We start from the raw sequence: 19967 nt of genomic DNA, 5'->3' as shown, positions 1-19967 counted from the left end.
TATGAAAAAGAATATGACGTTTGAAGCAGCAATGACGGAACTTTCCCAGGTTGTTGCCCGGCTGGAAAGCGGAGAGGCTTCTTTGGATGAATCTTTGAAGTTGTTTGAAACAGGAACAAAGCTTTCTGCATTTTGCTATGAAAAACTGCAAACGGCAGAACAAAAAATAAAAGATATTTCGCAATTTGAAGAAAGGCACGGAGAGTGAGCATGAATCGTCAGGAACAATATATTGATATGCTGGAAGAGGCGCTAACCCGGTTTTTGCCCGGGGGCGATGATCTGCAGAAAGAATTGTTTTTGTCTATGGAATACAGCCTGTTGTCCGGCGGCAAGCGGATTCGTCCCATTTTGACGCTGGAATTTTGCCGCTTATGCGGTGGAAAAATACAAGCGGCGCTTCCTTTCGCCTGTGCGGTGGAGATGATTCATACCTATTCTTTGATTCATGATGATTTGCCTTGTATGGACGATGATGAAATGCGGCGGGGCAGACCCACCAATCACCGTGTCTATGGGGAATCCACTGCTCTTTTGGCAGGGGACGCTTTGCTGACTCTGGCTTTTGAAACCATGCTTTCCCCCCAGTCGATCCGCATGGCGGGTGCATCGAAAGCAGCTTCTGCCGCGGGTGCTTTGGCCCGGGCGGCGGGTGCACGGGGCATGGTGGGGGGACAGGTGATCGATTTGGCTTCGGAAGGCAAACAAATTTCTCTTGCCATACTTCGCACCATGGACGAACGCAAAACCGGAGCATTGATTTTAGCTGGAGCGCAGATGGGGTGCATCATCGGGGGAGCCGGTGTTCGGCAGCAAAGAGCCGCCGAGGAATATGCAAAGTGTCTTGGTCTGGCGTTTCAGATTATGGATGATATTCTGGATGTAACCGGTGACAGCACCCTTTTAGGCAAAAACGTGGGCATGGACAATTTGAATCAAAAAAGCACTTATGTATCTCTGATGGGGTTGGAAGGCGCAAAAAAAGCAGTTCGGGAACTGACCGAAGAAGCGGTGGCGGCATTAGAGCCGTTTGACGGGGATACCGGTTATTTAAAAGAGCTGGCAAGAAAGCTGTCGGTAAGACAAAATTAATCAAAATTGTCCTCATAAATCTTGACAATTTTGACACAGTATGATAATATTGGTAGGCCGCATATTACGGGCTTTTTAAGTGACTTTGGTCCGCCCGGGATAGCGAGACTTAAAAAAAGGCAGGATTACTCTATATGTATGCAGTGATTGAGACCGGCGGCAAGCAGTATAAGGTAGAGCACGGCGACGTTGTTTATATCGAAAAGCTTGCAGCTGCGGAAGACACCACCGTTGACTTTAAGGTTGTGGCTTTGGGCGGTGAAGAAGGTCTGAAAATTGGCAGCCCCTTTGTGGATGGCGCCAGTGTGACCGGCAAGGTTTTGAAAACCGGAAAAGCTAAGAAAATTACCGTTTTCACTTACAAGCCCAAAAAGGGTTCCAAGCGTAAGTTGGGCCACAGACAGCCCTATACCAAGGTTCAAATCGAAGCCATTAACGCTTAATTATGATTCAGGTTTGTTTTTTGCAGCAGCCAAACGGTGAACTCTTAGGGTTCCAAATCACGGGACATTCCGGACAAGACGAAAGCGGTTCCGATATTCTGTGCGCAGCGGTTTCTTCCGCGGCTTATCTGACGGCGAATGCCATTACCGATGTGGTGCAGGTGGACGCACAGGTTTCTGTTTCTGAAGGCGAAATGTCTTTGCAGACAGAAGAAAAATCGGTGTTTTTGTGCCGTAGTTTGCTGCAAGGGTTAAAGCTTCACTTGTTGGGGCTGGAAGAGCAATATCCCGAAAATATTACGGTAAGTTATACGGAGGTGTAAAGTTATGTTAAAGATAAATATTCAGCTTTTTGCACATAAAAAGGGAATGGGTTCCACCAAGAACGGACGTGATTCTGAGTCCAAGCGTCTTGGTGTGAAACGTGCAGACGGTCAGTTCGTGTTAGCCGGCAACATTCTGGTGAAACAGCGCGGCACTCACATCCACCCCGGAAACAATGTGGGCAGAGGTTCTGATGACTCTCTTTTCGCATTGGTTGACGGCAAAGTGAAGTTTGAGCGTTTGGGACGCGATCGCAAAAAGGTCAGCGTTTACGCTGTTGAGCAGTAATTCGTTTTACAGCTAAAACCAAAATCCCGGGATTTTCCCGGGATTTTTTGATATCATCAGGTCTATACTAAGCTGGAACAATTAAGGAGCTGTAACGCATTATGTTTATAGATGTTGCGAAAATTAAAGTAAAAGCAGGTGACGGCGGAGACGGAGCTGTCAGCTTTTATCGGGAAAAATATGTGGCGGCCGGCGGGCCTGATGGCGGAGACGGCGGCCGCGGCGGAAATATTGTATTTCAGGTGGATACGAATTTATCCACTTTGGCAGATTTCCGGTACAAACGAAAATATGCTGCCTCTAACGGAGAAAACGGAAGCGGAAAACGGTGTTCTGGAAGAGGTGCGCAAGATTTAATCATTCGAGTTCCTCAAGGTACTTTGGTTCGTGATTTGGAAAGCGGACGATTGCTGGCGGATCTTTCTACAGATGAGCCGCAAATTATTGCCAGAGGCGGAAAGGGCGGATGGGGAAACTCTCATTTTGCCACACCCACCCGGCAGACACCCCGTTTTTCAAAACCGGGGCACCCGGGCGAAGCTTTTGAATTGCAATTGGAATTAAAGCTTTTGGCAGATGTAGGTCTGGTGGGGTTCCCAAACGTGGGGAAATCCACTTTGATTTCGGTCGTCAGCGAAGCCAAGCCCAATATTGCAAATTATCATTTTACAACCCTGACCCCGGTGTTGGGTGTTGTATTTATGGGAGAAGGACAATCCTTTGTCATGGCGGATATCCCCGGCCTGATTGAGGGCGCCGGAGAAGGCGCCGGATTGGGGCATCAGTTCCTGCGCCATGTGGAACGCTGCCGCTTGCTGGTGCATATGGTAGATATCTCGGGAAGTGAAGGCCGCGATCCCAAAGAAGATTTTGAAACCATTAACCGGGAACTGAAAAAGTTTAATGATGAACTTTCCCAGCGCCCCATGTTGGTGGTCGGCAACAAATGCGATTTGGCGACCGATGAGCAAATCGAGGATTTTCAAAAATTTGTGGAAGAGCAGGGCTATGACTTTTTCCCCATTATGGCTGCGATTCGTCACGATGTGGATCCGCTGCTCAAACGCATTCAGGAAAAGCTTTCTCAGCTGCCGCCTGTAGTGCGGTTTGAACCGGATCCGGTTCCTGTGGTGGAAATGGATCCCGCTCAGGCCGGTGCAGTCACCATTCATAATGAAGACGGCATTTTTGTGGTGGAAGGCGAATGGTTGTTACAGCTTTTGCGCTCCATCAATTTTGACGACTATGAATCCCTGCAATATTTCCAGCGTGTATTGATCAACAGCGGTGTGATTGATGCATTGCGAGAGGCGGGCGCGTCGGAAGGCGATACCGTCAGCATGTATGATCTGGAATTTGATTTTGTAGAATAGGGAGGGACTGGCTGTTTGGAACGTTTTTTAGAGACGGATTGTGATCCGCGCCAGATGAGTCCTTTAACCCTTGCATTTGTGGGGGACGGTGTATTTGAACTGTTTGTTCGGGAACGTTTGGTCTGCAAGGCCAATTGTCCGGTCAACACGCTTCATAAAAACGCGGTAGCGCAGGTTTGCAGCAGCGCTCAGGCGCAGGCGGCACAAAAGCTGCTGCCAATACTTACAGAAGAGGAAGAGGCAGTATACCGACGCGGAAGAAATGCGAAGGTGTCTCATGTCCCTAAAAATTCCAGCCCAGCCGATTATCATGCGGCTACTGCGCTGGAATCTCTGTTTGGCTATCTGTATCTGAAAGGAGAATTGGCGCGTCTGCGTCAATTTTTTACCTTGATCTGCGAAGAGTGAGGGTGTTCGAATATGGGCGATATAAAAAAGCATCGCAAGGTTCTAGCAATTGATATGATTTATTTTGTGCTCGGCAGCGTTCTTTTTGCGCTATCGATCAACTGTTTTACCGCACCGAATCGAATTGCGCCCGGTGGAATTACGGGTTTGGCCACCGTGCTTAACTATCTGTTGGGCACTCCCATTGGAACCATGTTGTTTTTAATTAACATACCGGTGTTCCTTTGGGCGATTTGGGAACTGGGTTATAAAATGGTGGCAAAAACGATTGTGGCTACTTTTGTTTGCTCTGTGACCATTGACTTGCTTTCGCCTATGCTTCCGGTGTATTCCGGCGATCATATGCTGGCAGCGCTGTTTGGCGGTGTTTTAGAGGGCGTCGGTCTTTCATTAATTTTGCTGCGCGGTGCTACCACCGGCGGAACGGACATGATTGCACGATTGCTGGAGCGCAGGCTGCGGCACCTTTCCATTGGGCAGTTGATGATGGCTGTGGATGCATTGGTGATTTTGTTTGCCGGCTGCGTCTATCGCAGTCTGGAAAGTGCATTGTATGCATTTATCGTTATTTTTGTTTCTACCAGACTGATAGACAGCATTTTGTATGGTGCGGATGTCGGCACCGGAAAAATGCTGCTGATTATTTCGGAAAAAAATCCCGAAATTGCTACTGAAATTATGTCTCGGCTGGATCGCGGTGTAACTGCACTAAAATCCCGCGGTGGTTACAGCAATCGGGAGGGAGAAGCCCTTCTTTGTGCTGTTCGGCGGGATGAAGTCAGCAAGGTGACAGACATTGTGTGGATGATCGACCGAAGTGCCTTTATGATTATCAGTGATGCGGGAGAGATTACCGGAGAGGGATTCCGAGAAATCAGAAGAGAAGAAAAGACCGTTCGGGATTTACTGCGCAAAAAAAAGAAAGAAGAATAGCAGAGCTGTTTTCGAATGGAATTCTTCGGGCATAAAAGTAGAGCAGACGGTTTTGATGAAGGGCAAAACCGTCTGCTCTGAAAGTGTTTTTGTACTTAGCGGCAATTGCTACTGGAGTCTACATTGCTGTAGTTGTCGTTCTTATGGGAATTGCTGTAAGAAGAATCTTTCTTCTGCTGAGTGGAGTTGTTTGCTTTGTTGCTGCTGTTGGAATTCTGAATAGCATTGCTACTGTTAGAATTCTGGATGGCGTTGCTGCTGTTGGAATTCTGGACTTTATTTGTTTTCTCATATTTCTTATCCAAAAAATTCACCCCCTTCCTGACATATTGTTATCCATTCTTTTTTAAATATACAGAGTTATTTGGGAGCTGACCTTGCATGAAATTTTATCCTTTGGCGTTTTTAAACCGGATGAATCTGCTTTTGGGCGACGAATATTCTACATTTTTAGAGTATCTTCAACAGCCTTCTGTCAGAGGAATTCGTTTAAACCCATTAAAATGTGATGAAAAAACATTAAGAAACACCTTAAGTTTTTCATTGACGGCAAGCAAATTTTCAAAATTTTCCTTTCAAATTCCAGAAGATGCAGACAAGCCCGGTGCGATTCCCCTGCACCATGCAGGGGCGTTTTATTCTCAAGAGCCTTCTGCCTCTTCTGCCGTAACGGTTTTAGACCCGCATCCTGGGGAAACCATTTTGGATTTGTGTGCTGCTCCCGGAGGAAAATCCACTCAAATCGCCGGGATGATGCAAGGCGAAGGTTTTCTTTGGTCCAACGAAGTTGTTCGCTCCAGGGCTTCGATTCTGTTGTCCAATTTCGAGCGTCTGGGGATTTCGAATGCAGTGATCTCCTCCTGTTATCCGGAAGTGCTTTGTGAGAAGCTTTCCGGATTTTTTGACCGTGTTTTGGTGGATGCTCCCTGTTCCGGAGAAGGCATGTTTCGCCGGGAACCTCAGGCGGTGCAAGACTGGAGCGAAGAGCATGTAAAAACCTGTGCTGTTCGGCAAAAACTGATTTTAGAGAGCGCTGCACTGGCGGTAAAAGAAAATGGAGTTTTGGTTTATTCCACCTGTACCTTCTCGAAAGAAGAAAATGAAGAGGTAGTTTGTGGGTTCCTTTCAGAACATCCGGATTTTGTTCTGGAGGATGCCGGTGTGTCTTTTGGGCGTCCCGGAATGGGTATGCCCCAAGCGCGGCGGATTTTCCCCATGGACGGGGGTGACGGCCACTTTGTTGCCAAAATGCGGCGGCTTTCCCCCAATGTGTGCCGGATTCCGGAGTATCCCTTTCAAAAGATTTCTGCAGAAGCCGATGCCAGAGATTTATATGATCAGATTTTCCAGCAGCCCAGTCCGCTTTTGTTGGTTCAAACTGGCTCTGCACTGCTTTTGGCTCCCAAAGGCCTGCCTCAGCTTTCTAATTTGGGAGTCATACGAGCCGGAGTTCTTTTGGGCGAAATTCAAAAGGGGAGAATTGAACCGGCTCATGCCCTGATGATGAGTGCCCGACCGCAGGAATTGCGCCAAACCGTTCCTTTTTCATCTTCATCACCAGAGATTCGGGCATATCTGCATGGGGAAGAGTTGTCGGTCGATTCTTCTTTGAAGGGTTATGCCGGGGTTGCTGTAGACGGAGTGATTACCGGTTTTGGAAAATGCTCTTCAGGAAGGATGAAAAATCGGTATCCAAAAGGTTTGCGCAATCACAACTGATTTTTTGTGTATTATTCTGTCGTTTGTTAAACTTACTCTCTCTTGAATTTAAAAATAAATGATGTTACAATAAAAAAGTATTATAATTCAGGGAGGGCTAACTATGCAAATCAAAGTAGAACACACGCAGCACCCGAAAAATAAACCTGTGGATCAGAATAAGCTAGGGTTTGGACGAATTTTTACTGATCACATGTTTATTATGGATTACACCAGCGGGCTAGGCTGGCATGATCCCAGAATCGTTCCTTATGCTCCCCTGAACCTAGAGCCGTCTGCAATGTGTCTGCATTATGGACAATCTGTATTTGAGGGAATGAAGGCTTATCGCACCGAGGATGATCGAATTCTGCTGTTCCGGCCGGATAAAAATATGGCACGTTTGAATGTATCAAACGAGCGTTTATGTATTCCGCCAATTGATGAGGAATTTGCGGTAGAAGCTGTGAAAAAGCTGGTTTCAGTTGACAGTGACTGGGTGCCTTCTGCACCGGGAACCTCTTTGTACATCCGTCCGTTCATCATCGGAGTAGATCCGGTGGTCGGCGTGCATCCGGCTCATCACCTGATGTTCCTTATTATTTGCTCCCCGGTGGGGGCATATTATCCGGAGGGCCTGAATCCGGTGAAAATCTATGTGGAAGACGGTTATGTTCGCGCGGTAAAAGGCGGCATGGGTTTTGCGAAAACGGCCGGCAACTATGCGGCATCTTTAAAAGCTCAGGATGAGGCAGAAAAACAACAATATACTCAGGTTTTATGGCTGGACGGCGTAGAACGCAAATATATTGAAGAAGTCGGCACGATGAATGTGTTTTTCCAAATCGGTGATGAAGTGATTACGCCTGCCCTGCAAGGTTCGATTTTGTCCGGCGTTACCCGAATGTCTGTGATTGAGATTTTAAAATCATGGGGAATTAAGGTGACCGAACGCCGCCTTTCTATTCAGGAAGTGGCGGATGCGGCGAAAGACGGCCGCCTGAAAGAAGCATTCGGCACCGGTACAGCCGCGGTTATTTCCCCGATTGGTCATTTAAAATGGGGCGATACCATTATGAATTTTAATGACGGAAAAATCGGAGAGTTATCTCAGCGCCTGTATGACACTGTGACCGGGATTCAGTGGGGCAAGCTGGAGGATACCTTTGGCTGGACTGTGGAAGTCAAGCATCGTTAGAATTTTTTTCGCTGGTTTTATAGGCGGCGGCTTCGGCTGCCGCTTTTTTCGTCAGAAAGGATGGGACAAATTTGCGACAGCTGAATTTTACGGTTCCGCCGGAATATGAAGGGTGCCGATTAAAAGGTTTTTTGCGCAGCTACTGCCAGGTTTCTGCCCGAATGCTGGTTCGTCTGAAACACTTTTCAGGCGGAATAAAAGTGAACGGTGCTCCGGCTACTGCCGTTACGGTGCTGCATCAGGCAGATACGGTTGGTCTGACTCTGCCTCCGGATGGCAGCCTGCCTGTTCCATCCAATATTCCCTTAAAAGTGATTTATGAGGACGAAGATTTGCTGGTGGTCAATAAACCGGCTGGAATGACAATGTATCCCGTTCCGGGATCTGACAGCCACACGCTGGCAAATGCTGTTGCCTTTCATTGGATGTCTCAGGGGAAAATTCACCGCTTTCGCCCCATCTATCGGTTGGATAAAAATACATCGGGAGTGGTTGTTATTGCAAAAAATGCCTATATTGCGGCAGCTTTGTCCCATAATATGCAAAAAGAATACACCGCTGTATGTGAGGGGATTTTAACGGGCAGCGATACCATTTGCACGCCGATTTCTTTGGAACCGGGCAGCCGAATTAAACGCACAACGGGCCAAGATGGAGAAACTGCCGTAACCCATTGGCAGAGCATTCGGCAGTTTAATAGCCACACATTGCTGAAAATTCAGCTGGAAACTGGCCGTACCCATCAAATTCGGGTGCATATGGCCAGTATGGAATGCCCTTTAGCGGGGGATGATTTGTATGGGGGGCGCAAAGAACGAATCAACAGGCAAGCGTTGCATTGTCTGTCGGTTGGGCTTATTCATCCTGTCACTCAAAAAAGCCTGACTTTTCTGGCTCCGCCGCCTGAGGACTTTGTTCTTTTAATACACAGCAAGGATGTATAACTTGCATAAATTGCAGATGTATTTCCTGTTTTATCGCATAAACTTTCATGAAATTGATTTTTATGAAATTTAATCCTTGAACTATGCATAATTATGCGATATAATACATTCATATTTTAAATTCCGGTAGGAAATGATATTGAATAAAAAGAGGGATGGAAGCATGAAAAAATCTTTTAAATTAATGGCGGTCTGTCTGGCTGCGGCAACCATGCTGTCTATGTCCGCATGCGGCGGGAAAAATTCGGATGAGTCCGGTGTTTCGGAAGGCAGCAGTTCCTTAGATAATATTAAACGCAACGGATACATTACCATGTCCACCAACGCAGAGTTTGAACCTTTTGAATATAACGAAGGCTCTGAGATTGTGGGAATCGACGTTGAAATTTCCAAAAAAATAGCTGAAAAGCTGGGCGTGAAACTTCGGATGAACGATGTGGCGTTTGGCGCTTTGATTCAGGAAATCACTTCAGGCAAAGCTGATTTTGTGGCCGCAGGTATGACGGCTGACGATGACAGAAGAAAGAACGTGGATTTTTCTGACAACTACTTTGATGCGCGGCAGGCTGTGATTGTTCGCCTTGACAGCGACATTAAAGAACCCAAAGATCTGGATGGCAAAAAAGTTGGTGTTCAAGAGGGAACCACCGGTGATATTTACTGCACCAACGAAGACGGTTCCAGTGAGATTAAAGTCGCTTCGGTAGAACGCTACAACAAAGGAATGGATGCGGTATCTGATTTGATTTCCGGAAGAATTGACGCGGTGGTCATTGATGATTTCCCGGCAGACAAATTTGTGGATAAAAACAGTTCCAAGATTAAAAAGCTGGAATCCATGCTGACGGAAGAAAAGTATGCGATTGCTGTGAAAAAAGGCAACACTGAACTGATGGAACTCATTAATGAGGTTTTGAAGGAAATGAACGAAAGCGGAGAAATGGATCAAATCCTGAATCAATATCTGGTGAAGGAATAAAGCGAAAATTCTGTGATTTTGAAGGATGGGTAGCGGCTATGCCCGCTGCCCCCTTTGCATTTGGGATGCTGAAAAGGAGGCTGTTATGGGTAATTTAAGTATTGACCCGCAATATTTGTCGGTTTTTAATGATTTGTATTTAACAGTTGGACAGCACCTTTACGATGCCTTTATTGAGAAAAACCGGTATAAATATTTGGTAACCGGTTTGGGAAACACGCTGCTGATGACGGTTATGGCAGTAATTATTGGTATTGTTTTAGGTACTGTGGTTGCGCTGATACGCGTAACACATAATAATGATAAGAAAAAATTTCGCTTCCTCAATTGGATCTGCGGGGTGTACTTGACTGTTATTCGCGGAACTCCAGTTGTGGTTCAGCTGATGATTACTTATTATGTGATTTATCAATCTGCCGATAAGTTGGTAGCGGCAGTTATTGCTTTTGGTATTAACTCCGGCGCCTATGTGGCAGAGGTAATCCGAAGCGGAATCCAGTCGGTGGATAAGGGCCAAATTGAAGCGGGGCGCTCTTTGGGCCTGACGCAAAGAACAACCATGGTAAAAATTGTGTTTCCGCAGGCGTTGAAAAATGTGGCTCCGGCTATTTTTAATGAATTTATCGTATTGCTGAAAGAAACCTCTGTTGCCGGTTATATTGGCGTACAGGATCTGACAAAGGCGGGGGACGTTATCCGCAGTATTACCTATGATCCTTATACACCGTTGCTGACTACGGCCTTTATTTATTTGTTGATTGTTGTTGTGCTGACAAAATACCTTACCAAATTGGAAAGGAGGTTGATGGCAAGTGATAACCGTTAAGAATCTGGAAAAAAACTTTCAGACCTCAAATGGAACGCTCCATGTTCTAAAAGGGATCGATCAAACCATTCAAAAAGGGGAAAAGGTTGTTATCGTTGGGCCTTCCGGTTCGGGAAAGAGCACCTTTTTGCGCTGTTTGAATCTGTTGGAAAAGCCTACCTCTGGTGAAATTTGGTTTGAAGAACAAAACATTACCGATCCCAAATGTGACATTAACTTTCTGCGTCAAAAAATGGGGATGGTGTTTCAACACTTTAATTTATTCCCTCACTTGACTATTTTGCAGAATATTACTTTGGCGCCTGTTTCGCTGAAACTGAAGACAGAAGAGCAGGCCGTGCAGAGTGCTATGCAGCTGTTGGAACGTGTGGGGCTGGCAGACAAGGCCGACGCTTATCCGGTTCAGCTTTCGGGCGGGCAAAAACAGCGAATTGCCATTGTGCGTGCTTTGGCAATGGAACCCAAAGTGATGTTGTTTGACGAACCGACCTCTGCTTTGGATCCCGAAATGGTGGGCGAGGTTCTTCAGGTTATGAAACAACTGGCAGAAGAAGGCATGACCATGATTGTGGTCACTCATGAAATGGGGTTTGCCAGAGAGGTGGCTACCCGTATTCTATTTATGGATCAGGGGCAGGTATTAGAAGAGGCTGCGCCCCAAGAGTTTTTCTCTCAGCCCAAGCATCCCAGATTACAGGATTTTCTGTCTAGAGTGTTGTAAGATATAAATTAATACTTTCTTTCTAAAACAGAGAGCCGGACGATAAAAGATATCGTCCGGCTCTCTGTTTTTTATCTGCTTATTGGATGCAGTGTGACAAAGGCTGTTTCCATGTGGTGTTTGCCGTTTTTGTTTTAGTGCCAGGGTTGATCCTGTTTGGACTGTGCCTGCAAATTTTCAGCCACACTTTTCAATTGCTCCACAGAAGTAATTTCAATGCTGGACTGCTGAATCGCTTCCTGCAGAAAGTGGGGAAGAGAAGAAAAATAGCTTTTCATTTCGGGGTTATTCGATTGAATCATTTTGTCGCCTCCTAAAAAGATAATCTCTTATTCAGTAGGCTGTCCCAACCGATTATTCGGTATACATCTCTCCTGTTAAAATCCGCCAAAAATGGGCTTCTCATATTAGAGCCTGGGTTGGAATATATGTGACAGGGAGGGATTTGTCATGAAAGAAGCTGGCAAGTGTTTTTTTCTGATTTTTGTTGGGGGATTCATTTATTACTGCTTAGAAATTCTTTGGCGGGGGTATTCTCATTGGACGATGTTTCTGTTAGGGGGAATTTGCTTTTTCCTCTGCGGCCTGATCAATGAGGTGATTCCCTGGGAAATGCCTTTGCCTGTCCAAATGCTTTTGGGCGCTTTTTTGATCACGCTGTTGGAATTTAATGTGGGCCTTTGGATCAATGTGTATTTGGGGTGGCAGGTTTGGGACTATTCGGATAAATCTTTTCAAGTCATGGGACAAATCTGTTTAAAATCCAGTTTAATTTGGTTTGGTCTATCCGGTGTGGGAATTATTTTGGATGATTGGCTTCGGTATCGATTTTTTCAAGAAGAAAAACCCTATTATCGCCTTCGGTAAAGAAAAGACAAACCAATGCTTGCCAAATAAGAGCCAAAACGGTACAATAAAAGAAAATAACAGCATATTTTGTAATGAAAAGAAAAACAGCCTAAGAGATAGATTCACAATGAATTGTTAAAGAGGTGCCAACAATGGATAAAATCGCAAGTTTTCAGGTAAACCATAATATTTTGACTCCCGGGATTTATCTGTCCCGCATTGACGGTGATATTACCACCTATGATATCCGTATGAGAAAACCCAATGTTTCTCCCTTTTTGTCTAACCCTGCCATGCATACCATCGAGCATCTGTTTGCCACTATGGCCCGTAATTCCAAATATCAAAGTCAAATCATTTATTTTGGCCCCATGGGCTGCCGAACCGGTTTTTATTTTTTGGTTCGTGATATGCAGCAGGCAGACGCAATTGCCTTGATTCAAGAGATTTTTTCTGGAATCGCCGGATTCACAGGAGAGATTCCCGGAAACACCGCCATTGAATGCGGGAATTATCTGGAGCATGACTTGGCACAGGCGAAGAAAGAAGTGAAGGACTTTTTGCCGGTGATTCAGAACTGGACTGTCGCAAATTTGACATATCCTGCCTAAATCCATTTCCCTTCCCCCGGAAGGGAAATTTTTCTTTAAGAAATTGTAAATTCCTTCCAAATAGTTGCAATCGTTTGATTTTTATATTATGATATAGGATATCATTACAATTTTGTAACTAATTCCGGAATGGAAGGGAAGGACTGGTGAGATGCAGCTTGACCCCAAGTATGAACGGGTAATTCGTTATTATGGCACAATAAGCTGCCGAACTTTATATATTACCGGGATACAGTCTACCCGTATTTTAAAAAGACTGCGCAGAAAACTGATTCAATTTTTTGCACCTATTGTTGAATTAGGCAAACTGGTTTATGCAAAAACCATCGGAAAACAATTGGCGAAATTAAGAACTGAAATTAAAATTTTCCAAGAGAATTTTCGTCGAGATGGGGAACATTTAAAAGAGCTTTCAAAAGGATTGACTTTAAAAGGCGCCATTGGGCGTTTGCAGCATGCAGGCCTTCATCTTGTCATCCGTAAAAAATTTGTTATTTCCGTTTTAAATATCGCTGCCCCCGTATTGTCGGCGGCTCTGTTAATTGGCACGATCAGTTATTGGAACCAGCAGGAGTATGGCCTGGTTTTAAGGTATGACGGAAAAGAGATCGCAACCATTAAAGATGAATCGGTTTTTGAAAAAGCAACCGAGATGGTAAACCAGCGTATGGTTTATGACACGGTTACTGTTACAAATTTAAAAATCACTCCTCTTTTTGTGTTGACAGCAATGGACAGCGGCCGATTTTATGCAGCCAGCACTTTGTGCGACCGGCTGATTCAGCAATCCAATGGAATTATTGAAGAGGGCAGCGGCCTTTATGTGGACGGGCAGTTGATTGGTGCGGTGAAAAGCAGTGCAGATATGACCTATATCCTGCAAAATATTTTGAACACTGCCCCAGGCGCAGATGCACAGGCCAAAGCTTCTTTTGCAGAAGATGTGGAAACGATTAACGGCTTATTCCCCACTGCAAGTATTATCAATGCAGAGCAGATGTCAGAAAAATTGTCGGGGACGGAGCAGGCAGCCGCGATTCATACCGTACAAGGCGGTGATACGGCTACCTCGATTGCCCGCAAATATAATTTAACATTGTCAGAACTCAATCGGCTGAATAATGATCAAGTGGGCGACCGTCTGCAAATTGGTATGAAAATTAATGTGCAAATGCCGCAGACGCTTCTTCATGTGAAAGTGGTAAAGAAGCAAGTTCGTCAAACAGAGCTTCCTTTTAAAACAGTAACCGAAAAAGATGACAGCCAGTACACCGATTACTCTAAGGTGGTTACCGAAGGAAAAAATGGTGTGCAGGAAATTACCGAAGAGGTTACTTATGTGAATGGCATAGAATCCGCCAGAACCACTTTGAGCAAGCGAGTGGTTACAGAAGCCATCGATAAGAAAATTGTTACAGGAACCAAAAAGCGTCCGCAATACAGCGGCTCTGGCGAAAGCAGCGGCTCTTTAATGTGGCCGGTTCCGTCTATTCGCAATATCAGCAGCTATTTTGCTTACCGTTGGGGCAGAATGCATAGCGGTATTGATATTTCCGGCGGAAATTCTTACGGCAAAACAATTGTTGCCGCAGACGGCGGAGTGGTATCTTATGTGAAATACAGTTCTTCCGGTTATGGAAACCATTTGCAGATTAATCACGGAAACGGCGTTTCCACTTTGTATGCCCATTCCAGCAAAATTTTAGTAACTCCTGGTCAACGGGTATCAAAAGGACAGGCTGTTGCATTAATTGGCAGCACCGGTGACTCGACAGGGGCACATTTGCACTTTGAAGTCATCAAAAATGGTAAAAAAGTAAATCCTTTGTTATATGTAAGTAGATAAATGGAGCAAAAAAGCGTTCCGCCAACACCGGAACGCTTTTTTTGTAATGGCTTGTAACCTTATAAATTTTGGGATTTTATTGACTTTTTTTCCTTGGTGTATTATCATCTTAGAAGTACAAAATAGGTTTTGAAGATCTTCTTTGTACTTCTTTTTTTGTTTTAGAAAGTTTTCTGAAAATGCAGAATTCAGCTACTAAATAATGATTTTTAAATGATGATTGTAGAAACAACATTTTTCAAATATTTCTTTGATTTGTATTTTGAATTTGTGACAATACTACTTGTTATTATAATGATTGGAGCGTGCCGCGTTGGATAAATTTGTGATTACTGGTGGCAATCGGCTTACCGGTGAAGTGACGATCAGTGGTGCCAAAAACGCTGCTATTGCCATAATTCCTGCCGCGATTTTGGCGGGTGACATTTGCAGAATTGAAAATGTTCCGAATATAACGGATGTTACAGCGATTACCAGAATTTTATATGATATGGGTGCAAAAGTCCGAAAAATAAATTCGACGACCATTGAAATTGATCCCAGACCAATTCATACTTATGTGGCTTCTTACGAGTTGGCACGGCATATCCGCGGCTCTTATTATCTTTTGGGTGCTTTGCTGGGGCGGTTTGGCCATGCAGTTGTCAGTATGCCGGGAGGATGCGATTTCGGTGTGCGTCCCATTGATCAGCATTTAAAAGGATTTGCGGCGTTAGGCGCGGCCAATACTTTAGACGGCGGTATGGTAGACGTTTCTGCAGAACAACTGACCGGGAATAATATTTATATGGACGTGGTTTCGGTCGGAGCGACTGTCAATATTATGCTGGCAGCCGTGCGGGCCAAGGGCATGACCGTGATTGAAAACGCTGCGAAAGAGCCTCATATTGTGGATTTGGCAAACTTTTTAAATTCTATGGGTGCAGATGTGCGCGGAGCCGGCACCGATGTGATTAAGATTTATGGTGTGCAGCAGCTTGGGGGGACAACTTATTCGATTATTCCCGACCAAATTGAAGCAGGCACTTATATGGCCGCGGCGGCAGCTACCGGTGGAAATGTACTCATTAAAAACGTGATCCCAAAACATTTGGAATCTATTTCTGCCAAATTGGAAGAAATGGGTGTAAAAATCGAAGAATTTGATGATTCCATTCGAGTCAGCCGCGGTGAGCCGCTGAACCGGTGCAATATTAAAACAATGCCGCATCCCGGTTTCCCCACCGATATGCAGCCCCAGATTGCTGTTCTTTTATCCATTGCCCGAGGAACCAGCATCATCAACGAGAGTGTCTGGGATAACCGTTTCCGCTATGTAGAGGAATTAAAGCGTATGGGCGCTCAGATTTCTGTGGACGGAAAACTGGCGGTCGTGGAAGGGGTAGAGCACCTGACTGCCGCTCCGGTTAGAGCAACCGATCTTCGTGCCGGAGCAGCTATGCTGATAGCGGCACTGTGCGCGCAGGGTGTAACTCAGGTGGAAGATATCCAGCACATTGAACGGGGCTATGAAGGTGTGGAGGAAAAACTTTTGGCGTTAGGAGCCGATATCAAACGGGTTCATGTGCCCGATCCGGCTGTGGCGCACGCTGTCTGACAGTATATTTGAGAAAAGGTTCAGGTCCCGGTTCCGGTGAACGACGGGTGACCTGAACTCTTTTTATGAGTGAAGGAAGAATGCTATGGCAAGATTTTGTCCGCTGTTCAGTGGAAGCAGCGGAAACAGTTTTTATATTGGAAGCGGGGAGTCCGGCATTTTAATTGATGTGGGACGAAGCGCACGACAGACGGTAAAAATGCTGGAAAGCTGCAATATTTCTCCCGGCGCAATTCAGGGAATCTTTGTTACCCATGAACATACGGATCATGTAAAGGGATTGCGTGTTTTTGCAGAAAAACATTGTATTCCGGTTTATTCTTCTGCCGGTACCTTGCAGGCTTTGGAGGATAACGGGACGGTAAGTGCAAAGATGACATGCCGGGTTCTGGAGGCAGAAGGAATCGAATGTGGGGGAATGTTGATTCGGCCTTTTCCCATTTCTCATGACTGTGCCGAAGGTTTTGGATTTAAAATTAATACGAGCGACGACAGAAAAGTCGCCTTTGCCACAGATTTAGGTTACATATCAGAGCAGGTGCAAAAGGAATTGGAGACCAGTGATTTGGTGGTGCTGGAATCCAATCATGATGTTGGGATGCTGCAAAATGGCCCATACCCTTATTATTTGAAAAGAAGGATTCTGTCTGATGTTGGGCATTTATCCAATGAGGTCTGCTCTCAGATGCTCCCGCATTTGGCGGCAACTGGGGTAACCCGTTTTGTGCTGGCTCATTTAAGCGGGGAAAACAATACGCCGGATTTGGCTTATCAGACTTCTCTTTGCTCACTAAAGATGGCCGGCCTCAGCCAGCAGATGGATTTTGAATTGGAAGTTGCTCGAAAAGAGAATTTGACCGGAAAAATTTTGCTGTTTTAAACGGGATAAAAAATCCGATGATGATTGGAATGAAATGGTTTCCGCTGGGGGATTTTAATGTTAACAGTTCAAATTGTTTGCGTGGGCAAACTGAAAGAAAAATATCTGCAGGCTGCTTGTGAAGAGTACGCCAAACGGTTGGGGGCTTTTTGCCGCTTTTCCATTCTGGAAATTTCGGAGGAGCGTCTTCCGGAATCCCCATCTCAGGCGCAGATTGATGCCGCTTTGCGGGAGGAAGGGAAAAAACTGCTTTCTGCCGCACAGGGCTGTATCATTCCTTTGTGCATTGAAGGGAAGCTTTTTTCTTCTCCGCAGTTAGCGGCGGAATTGGAGCACAGGGCAGTATCCGGCGTTAGCTCTATTACCTTTGTGATCGGAAGCTCTTTTGGATTGTCTCAAGAGCTCAAAGAAAAGAGTGATCTTCGCCTTTCGATGTCTCCTATGACATTTCCACATCAACTGGCTCGCGTGATGCTGTGCGAGCAGATTTACCGTTCTTTTCAAATCAACCATCATGGAAAATACCATAAATAGTACGTTTCTTGCATTTTTTTGTAGGGAACGTTATAATAACCTCACGACATAAGCGAAAGCAAAGCTTTCGATGTCTGAGAGAACATTGAACCATAGCTTGGCTTTGGTTTTCGGCTCGGTGGTTTTATCACAGGGCGACATGGGATTCTGGTTTAAATAACCTCACGACATAAGCGAAAGCAAAACTTTCGATGTCTGAGAGAACATTGAACCATAGTTTAGCTTTGGATTTTAGCTCGGTGGTTTTATCACCGGGTGATATGGAGATTCTGGTTTAAATAACCTCACGACATTAGCGAAAGCAAAGCTTTCGATGTTTGAGAGAACATTGAACCATAGCTTGGCTTTGGATTTCAGCTCGGTGGTTTTATCGCAGGGTGACATGGGATTCTGGTTTAAATAACCTCACACCGTAAACAGATAGTGGCTACCTGATTGAGGTTGCTTTCTGCCGATTTGTAGGGATACTCCGCACAAAAACTTTGCGGTTATTGTAAATTCCACAGAAAAAGCCCAAGGGAATTGCCAAACACAAAAGCTTATTTTGAAAAGGGAACCTATTTTAAAGAGAACGAGCAGGAAAATTTTTTAAAAATAGCGGCTCTGTGTTACAATACACGAGTTGTTGCACTGCAACAATAATATGGTAGAATAACCATAATTGTTTACGCCCGCAATTTTTGCGGGCGTAAACACACTGTTTGATTCAGAGAAAGTCAAAGCCACTGAATCAAGAGCCTGAATGCTTGCTGATATGAAAGCGCTTTATATTGAAACAAAAGAATCCGCTTCATTTTGTAGCGGATGTTGTAAGAAGCCTGAAATAAGGGCTTCCACTGTGATGGTTGGGCAAACTGTTTTTCTTTGCCCAAGGGAATGAAAATTTCAGGGGATTGTAACATTAATCCGTGTTTTACGCCAATTGCCGCAGAAGCTTTATAAAAGTCTTGCCCCGGGACCATATCGACTACGGGGTATCCAAAGCGTTTTTAAAACGGGAATGTGAAACGATAGATCAGTCCGTTGTCACATCAAACTGCCGTGAAAAGTGTTCCGCCTGCGGTGCGGCCAGCTTTAAGGGAGGGATCTGCGTTGAGAACCGTTAGGATTTGGTTTCACAAAAAAGGAACCGCAAAATATATTTCTCATTTGGATTTAAACCGATGTATTTCCCAGGCGTTCCATAAGGCGAAAGTTCCTTTGTGGTACACCCAGGGCTTTCATCCCTATGCGTTTTTAACATTTGCGTTGCCGCTTTCTTTGGGGATTACGGGTTTGCGGGAATCTGTGGACATCAAAATGGAAGGCGAAATTTCAAATCAAGAGCTGATGGAACGGCTGAATGATGCTTTGCCGGATGATATTGTGATTTATGATATTACCGAGCCGGTCATGAAGCCGGGTAAAATCGCGTTTGCTTCTTTTGAAATTCTGTTGGAGCCCGAAGATGTGACCCCTGATGAATTAGCACGTATTATTACTGTGTTGTTCCAGTCACCGGAGATTATTGTTTCGAAACGTTCCAAGGCCGGTGCAAGGGAAATTAATTTAAAACCTTATCTTTCCCGGGTGAAGGTTCAGGTGGAAGGCGATAAGGTGCGTCTTTCTGCCATTTTGCCTGCAGGCAGCACCGAAAATATCAATCCCAGCCTTTTGCTGACTGCCATGGAAACGTATTTATCCTGTCGTTTTTATACGGATATCACACGCACCAACTTATATGATGCGGACATGCAGGCTTTTGCATGATTTCAGCAGAAATTTTGTTAGCGAAACATAAAATTTATCTTGCAGTTTTTTATCGGTTATGGTATGATATATGGGCATTTGGATACCGTTGGCCTTTCCGGCGGGGTTCAATGCCCGGGAAACCGTGACATTGAAGCGGACAGTCCTCTGCTAGAGCATGAATGTCTGATATATTAGGAGGAAAAAGAAGAATGGATGCTTTGAAATTGATTTCTCAGGATTCTGCAAAGGCAGAGCTGCCTAAGTTCGGAATTGGCGATACCGTTAAGGTAAGCGTAAATATCCGTGAAGGCGAAAGAGAAAGAGTGCAGATTTTTGAAGGCACTGTAATTGCACGCAAAGGCAGCGGTATTGCTGAAACCTTTACTGTGAGACGCTTGTCCTATGGTGTAGGTGTGGAGAGGGTTTTCCCCATCCATTCCCCCAATGTAAAGGATGTTGTTATTGTGCGTAAAGGCCGTGTGCGCCGTGCCAAGCTGTATTACCTGCGTGATAGAGTGGGTAAAGCTGCTAAGGTTAAGGAACAGCTTCGGTAAGAAATAGGGATAGGGTTTGTCCCTGGATATTGATTTAAATTCGGAAGGCTGTGGGAGCTTGTCTCACACAGCCTTTACCGGTTTTTAAAGGGACAATGATTTGTCCCTTTTTTGCTATCATGAAAAGGAGGCGCTTGT

The 19967-nt window shown here is 45.1% G+C and carries 24 protein-coding genes; 22 read left to right on the top strand and 2 right to left on the bottom strand.

The features are described 5' to 3' along the window. Position 1: 1 nt before the first annotated feature. From xseB to C1A02_RS09040, 8 genes are all read left to right on the top strand, one after another. On the top strand, positions 2-208 hold the full coding sequence (gene xseB, locus C1A02_RS09075; RefSeq protein WP_101697883.1) for an exodeoxyribonuclease VII small subunit: 207 nt from the start codon (positions 2-4) through the stop codon (positions 206-208). Continuing rightward, positions 205-1092 (top strand): polyprenyl synthetase family protein, encoded by an 888-nt coding sequence (locus C1A02_RS09070; protein WP_101697882.1) that lies wholly within the window; start codon positions 205-207, stop codon positions 1090-1092. The genes xseB and C1A02_RS09070 overlap by 4 nt, the downstream gene beginning before the upstream one ends. 134 nt (positions 1093-1226) lie before the next feature. Then, positions 1227-1535: a 50S ribosomal protein L21 gene (rplU, locus tag C1A02_RS09065; protein WP_101697881.1), complete on the top strand. Its 309-nt coding sequence runs from the start codon at positions 1227-1229 to the stop codon at positions 1533-1535. A 2-nt stretch (positions 1536-1537) separates the two neighbouring features. Then, a complete protein-coding gene (locus tag C1A02_RS09060) occupies positions 1538-1858 on the top strand; it encodes a ribosomal-processing cysteine protease Prp (protein ID WP_101697880.1) in 321 nt (106 codons plus the stop codon). A gap of 4 nt (positions 1859-1862) precedes the next feature. Further along, positions 1863-2147, top strand: a complete 285-nt coding sequence (gene rpmA / locus C1A02_RS09055) for a 50S ribosomal protein L27 (protein ID WP_101697879.1) — start codon at positions 1863-1865, stop codon at positions 2145-2147. A 101-nt stretch (positions 2148-2248) separates the two neighbouring features. After that, positions 2249-3520: a GTPase ObgE gene (gene obgE / locus C1A02_RS09050; RefSeq protein ID WP_101697878.1), complete on the top strand. Its 1272-nt coding sequence runs from the start codon at positions 2249-2251 to the stop codon at positions 3518-3520. A 15-nt stretch (positions 3521-3535) separates the two neighbouring features. Beyond that, positions 3536-3928, top strand: coding sequence for a Mini-ribonuclease 3 (locus tag C1A02_RS09045; RefSeq protein WP_101697877.1), 393 nt, complete (start codon positions 3536-3538; stop codon positions 3926-3928). Positions 3929-3940: 12 nt separating this feature from the next. After that, positions 3941-4861, top strand: a complete 921-nt coding sequence (locus C1A02_RS09040) for a YitT family protein (protein WP_101697876.1) — start codon at positions 3941-3943, stop codon at positions 4859-4861. A gap of 95 nt (positions 4862-4956) precedes the next feature. Here C1A02_RS09040 and C1A02_RS09035 read toward each other — a convergent pair whose 3' ends face one another. Then, positions 4957-5166 carry a hypothetical protein gene (locus C1A02_RS09035; RefSeq protein ID WP_101697875.1) on the bottom strand — a complete coding sequence of 70 codons (210 nt, stop codon included), beginning with the start codon at positions 5164-5166 and terminating at the stop codon, positions 4957-4959. A 76-nt stretch (positions 5167-5242) separates the two neighbouring features. On the opposite strand from C1A02_RS09035, the gene C1A02_RS09030 reads away from it, so the two are divergent. The 6 genes from C1A02_RS09030 to C1A02_RS09005 all read left to right on the top strand — a co-directional run bounded on the left by C1A02_RS09030 (position 5243) and on the right by C1A02_RS09005 (position 11227). Beyond that, positions 5243-6580 (top strand): RsmB/NOP family class I SAM-dependent RNA methyltransferase, encoded by a 1338-nt coding sequence (locus tag C1A02_RS09030; protein ID WP_101697874.1) that lies wholly within the window; start codon positions 5243-5245, stop codon positions 6578-6580. Between the two features lie 103 nt (positions 6581-6683). Continuing rightward, positions 6684-7757: a branched-chain amino acid aminotransferase gene (locus tag C1A02_RS09025; RefSeq protein WP_101697873.1), complete on the top strand. Its 1074-nt coding sequence runs from the start codon at positions 6684-6686 to the stop codon at positions 7755-7757. Positions 7758-7828: 71 nt separating this feature from the next. Beyond that, the gene (locus C1A02_RS09020) at positions 7829-8701 is read left to right on the top strand and encodes an RluA family pseudouridine synthase (protein ID WP_101697872.1); all 873 of its coding nucleotides are present in this window, start codon (positions 7829-7831) and stop codon (positions 8699-8701) included. A 163-nt stretch (positions 8702-8864) separates the two neighbouring features. Continuing rightward, positions 8865-9680, top strand: coding sequence for a transporter substrate-binding domain-containing protein (locus C1A02_RS09015; RefSeq protein ID WP_101697871.1), 816 nt, complete (start codon positions 8865-8867; stop codon positions 9678-9680). A gap of 85 nt (positions 9681-9765) precedes the next feature. Next, on the top strand, positions 9766-10506 hold the full coding sequence (locus tag C1A02_RS09010; protein WP_101697870.1) for an amino acid ABC transporter permease: 741 nt from the start codon (positions 9766-9768) through the stop codon (positions 10504-10506). Beyond that, the gene (locus tag C1A02_RS09005; RefSeq protein WP_101697869.1) at positions 10493-11227 is read left to right on the top strand and encodes an amino acid ABC transporter ATP-binding protein; all 735 of its coding nucleotides are present in this window, start codon (positions 10493-10495) and stop codon (positions 11225-11227) included. Before C1A02_RS09010 ends, C1A02_RS09005 begins: the two co-directional genes overlap by 14 nt. A 134-nt stretch (positions 11228-11361) precedes the next feature. On the opposite strand, the gene C1A02_RS13515 is transcribed toward C1A02_RS09005, so the two are convergent. Next, entirely contained in the window at positions 11362-11529 is a 168-nt protein-coding gene (locus tag C1A02_RS13515) for a hypothetical protein (protein ID WP_164997181.1), read from the bottom strand. 148 nt (positions 11530-11677) lie between these two features. Between C1A02_RS13515 and C1A02_RS09000 the strand changes: the two genes are divergently transcribed. The 8 genes from C1A02_RS09000 (at position 11678) to rplS (ending at position 19829) form a co-directional block, all read left to right on the top strand. After that, complete coding sequence (locus tag C1A02_RS09000; RefSeq protein ID WP_101697868.1) at positions 11678-12094, top strand: putative ABC transporter permease; 417 nt, start codon at positions 11678-11680, stop codon at positions 12092-12094. A gap of 134 nt (positions 12095-12228) precedes the next feature. Then, positions 12229-12687, top strand: coding sequence for an S-ribosylhomocysteine lyase (locus C1A02_RS08995; RefSeq protein WP_101697867.1), 459 nt, complete (start codon positions 12229-12231; stop codon positions 12685-12687). Between the two features lie 151 nt (positions 12688-12838). Next, on the top strand, positions 12839-14533 hold the full coding sequence (locus tag C1A02_RS08990) for a peptidoglycan DD-metalloendopeptidase family protein (RefSeq protein ID WP_101697866.1): 1695 nt from the start codon (positions 12839-12841) through the stop codon (positions 14531-14533). A gap of 313 nt (positions 14534-14846) precedes the next feature. Next, on the top strand, positions 14847-16130 hold the full coding sequence (gene murA, locus C1A02_RS08985) for a UDP-N-acetylglucosamine 1-carboxyvinyltransferase (protein WP_101697865.1): 1284 nt from the start codon (positions 14847-14849) through the stop codon (positions 16128-16130). Positions 16131-16215: 85 nt separating this feature from the next. Continuing rightward, entirely contained in the window at positions 16216-17010 is a 795-nt protein-coding gene (locus C1A02_RS08980) for an MBL fold metallo-hydrolase (RefSeq protein ID WP_101697864.1), read from the top strand. Positions 17011-17067: 57 nt separating this feature from the next. Then, positions 17068-17544: a 23S rRNA (pseudouridine(1915)-N(3))-methyltransferase RlmH gene (gene rlmH / locus C1A02_RS08975; protein ID WP_101697863.1), complete on the top strand. Its 477-nt coding sequence runs from the start codon at positions 17068-17070 to the stop codon at positions 17542-17544. 1092 nt (positions 17545-18636) lie between these two features. Further along, a complete protein-coding gene (locus C1A02_RS08965; protein ID WP_164997180.1) occupies positions 18637-19293 on the top strand; it encodes a TIGR03936 family radical SAM-associated protein in 657 nt (218 codons plus the stop codon). 191 nt (positions 19294-19484) lie between these two features. After that, the gene (gene rplS, locus C1A02_RS08960; RefSeq protein ID WP_101697860.1) at positions 19485-19829 is read left to right on the top strand and encodes a 50S ribosomal protein L19; all 345 of its coding nucleotides are present in this window, start codon (positions 19485-19487) and stop codon (positions 19827-19829) included. Positions 19830-19967: the final 138 nt, after the last annotated feature.

Source organism: Clostridium minihomine (genome assembly GCF_900240385.1).
Lineage (GTDB): Bacteria > Bacillota > Clostridia > Oscillospirales > Acutalibacteraceae > Faecalispora > Faecalispora minihomine.
The sequence above is the reverse complement of the archived record's forward strand: the minus strand, read 5'-3'. Positions and strand labels throughout refer to the sequence as shown.

Coding starts and splice junctions, on each gene's coding strand:
- xseB (WP_101697883.1), top strand. CDS start 2: ATGAAAAAGAATATGACGTTTGAAGCAGCAATGACGGAACTTTCCCAG.
- rplU (WP_101697881.1), top strand. CDS start 1,227: ATGTATGCAGTGATTGAGACCGGCGGCAAGCAGTATAAGGTAGAGCAC.
- C1A02_RS09060 (WP_101697880.1), top strand. CDS start 1,538: ATGATTCAGGTTTGTTTTTTGCAGCAGCCAAACGGTGAACTCTTAGGG.
- rpmA (WP_101697879.1), top strand. CDS start 1,863: ATGTTAAAGATAAATATTCAGCTTTTTGCACATAAAAAGGGAATGGGT.
- obgE (WP_101697878.1), top strand. CDS start 2,249: ATGTTTATAGATGTTGCGAAAATTAAAGTAAAAGCAGGTGACGGCGGA.
- C1A02_RS09040 (WP_101697876.1), top strand. CDS start 3,941: ATGGGCGATATAAAAAAGCATCGCAAGGTTCTAGCAATTGATATGATT.
- C1A02_RS09030 (WP_101697874.1), top strand. CDS start 5,243: ATGAAATTTTATCCTTTGGCGTTTTTAAACCGGATGAATCTGCTTTTG.
- C1A02_RS09025 (WP_101697873.1), top strand. CDS start 6,684: ATGCAAATCAAAGTAGAACACACGCAGCACCCGAAAAATAAACCTGTG.
- C1A02_RS09015 (WP_101697871.1), top strand. CDS start 8,865: ATGAAAAAATCTTTTAAATTAATGGCGGTCTGTCTGGCTGCGGCAACC.
- C1A02_RS09010 (WP_101697870.1), top strand. CDS start 9,766: ATGGGTAATTTAAGTATTGACCCGCAATATTTGTCGGTTTTTAATGAT.
- C1A02_RS13515 (WP_164997181.1), bottom strand. CDS start 11,529: ATGATTCAATCGAATAACCCCGAAATGAAAAGCTATTTTTCTTCTCTT.
- C1A02_RS09000 (WP_101697868.1), top strand. CDS start 11,678: ATGAAAGAAGCTGGCAAGTGTTTTTTTCTGATTTTTGTTGGGGGATTC.
- C1A02_RS08995 (WP_101697867.1), top strand. CDS start 12,229: ATGGATAAAATCGCAAGTTTTCAGGTAAACCATAATATTTTGACTCCC.
- C1A02_RS08990 (WP_101697866.1), top strand. CDS start 12,839: ATGCAGCTTGACCCCAAGTATGAACGGGTAATTCGTTATTATGGCACA.
- C1A02_RS08980 (WP_101697864.1), top strand. CDS start 16,216: ATGGCAAGATTTTGTCCGCTGTTCAGTGGAAGCAGCGGAAACAGTTTT.
- rlmH (WP_101697863.1), top strand. CDS start 17,068: ATGTTAACAGTTCAAATTGTTTGCGTGGGCAAACTGAAAGAAAAATAT.
- rplS (WP_101697860.1), top strand. CDS start 19,485: ATGGATGCTTTGAAATTGATTTCTCAGGATTCTGCAAAGGCAGAGCTG.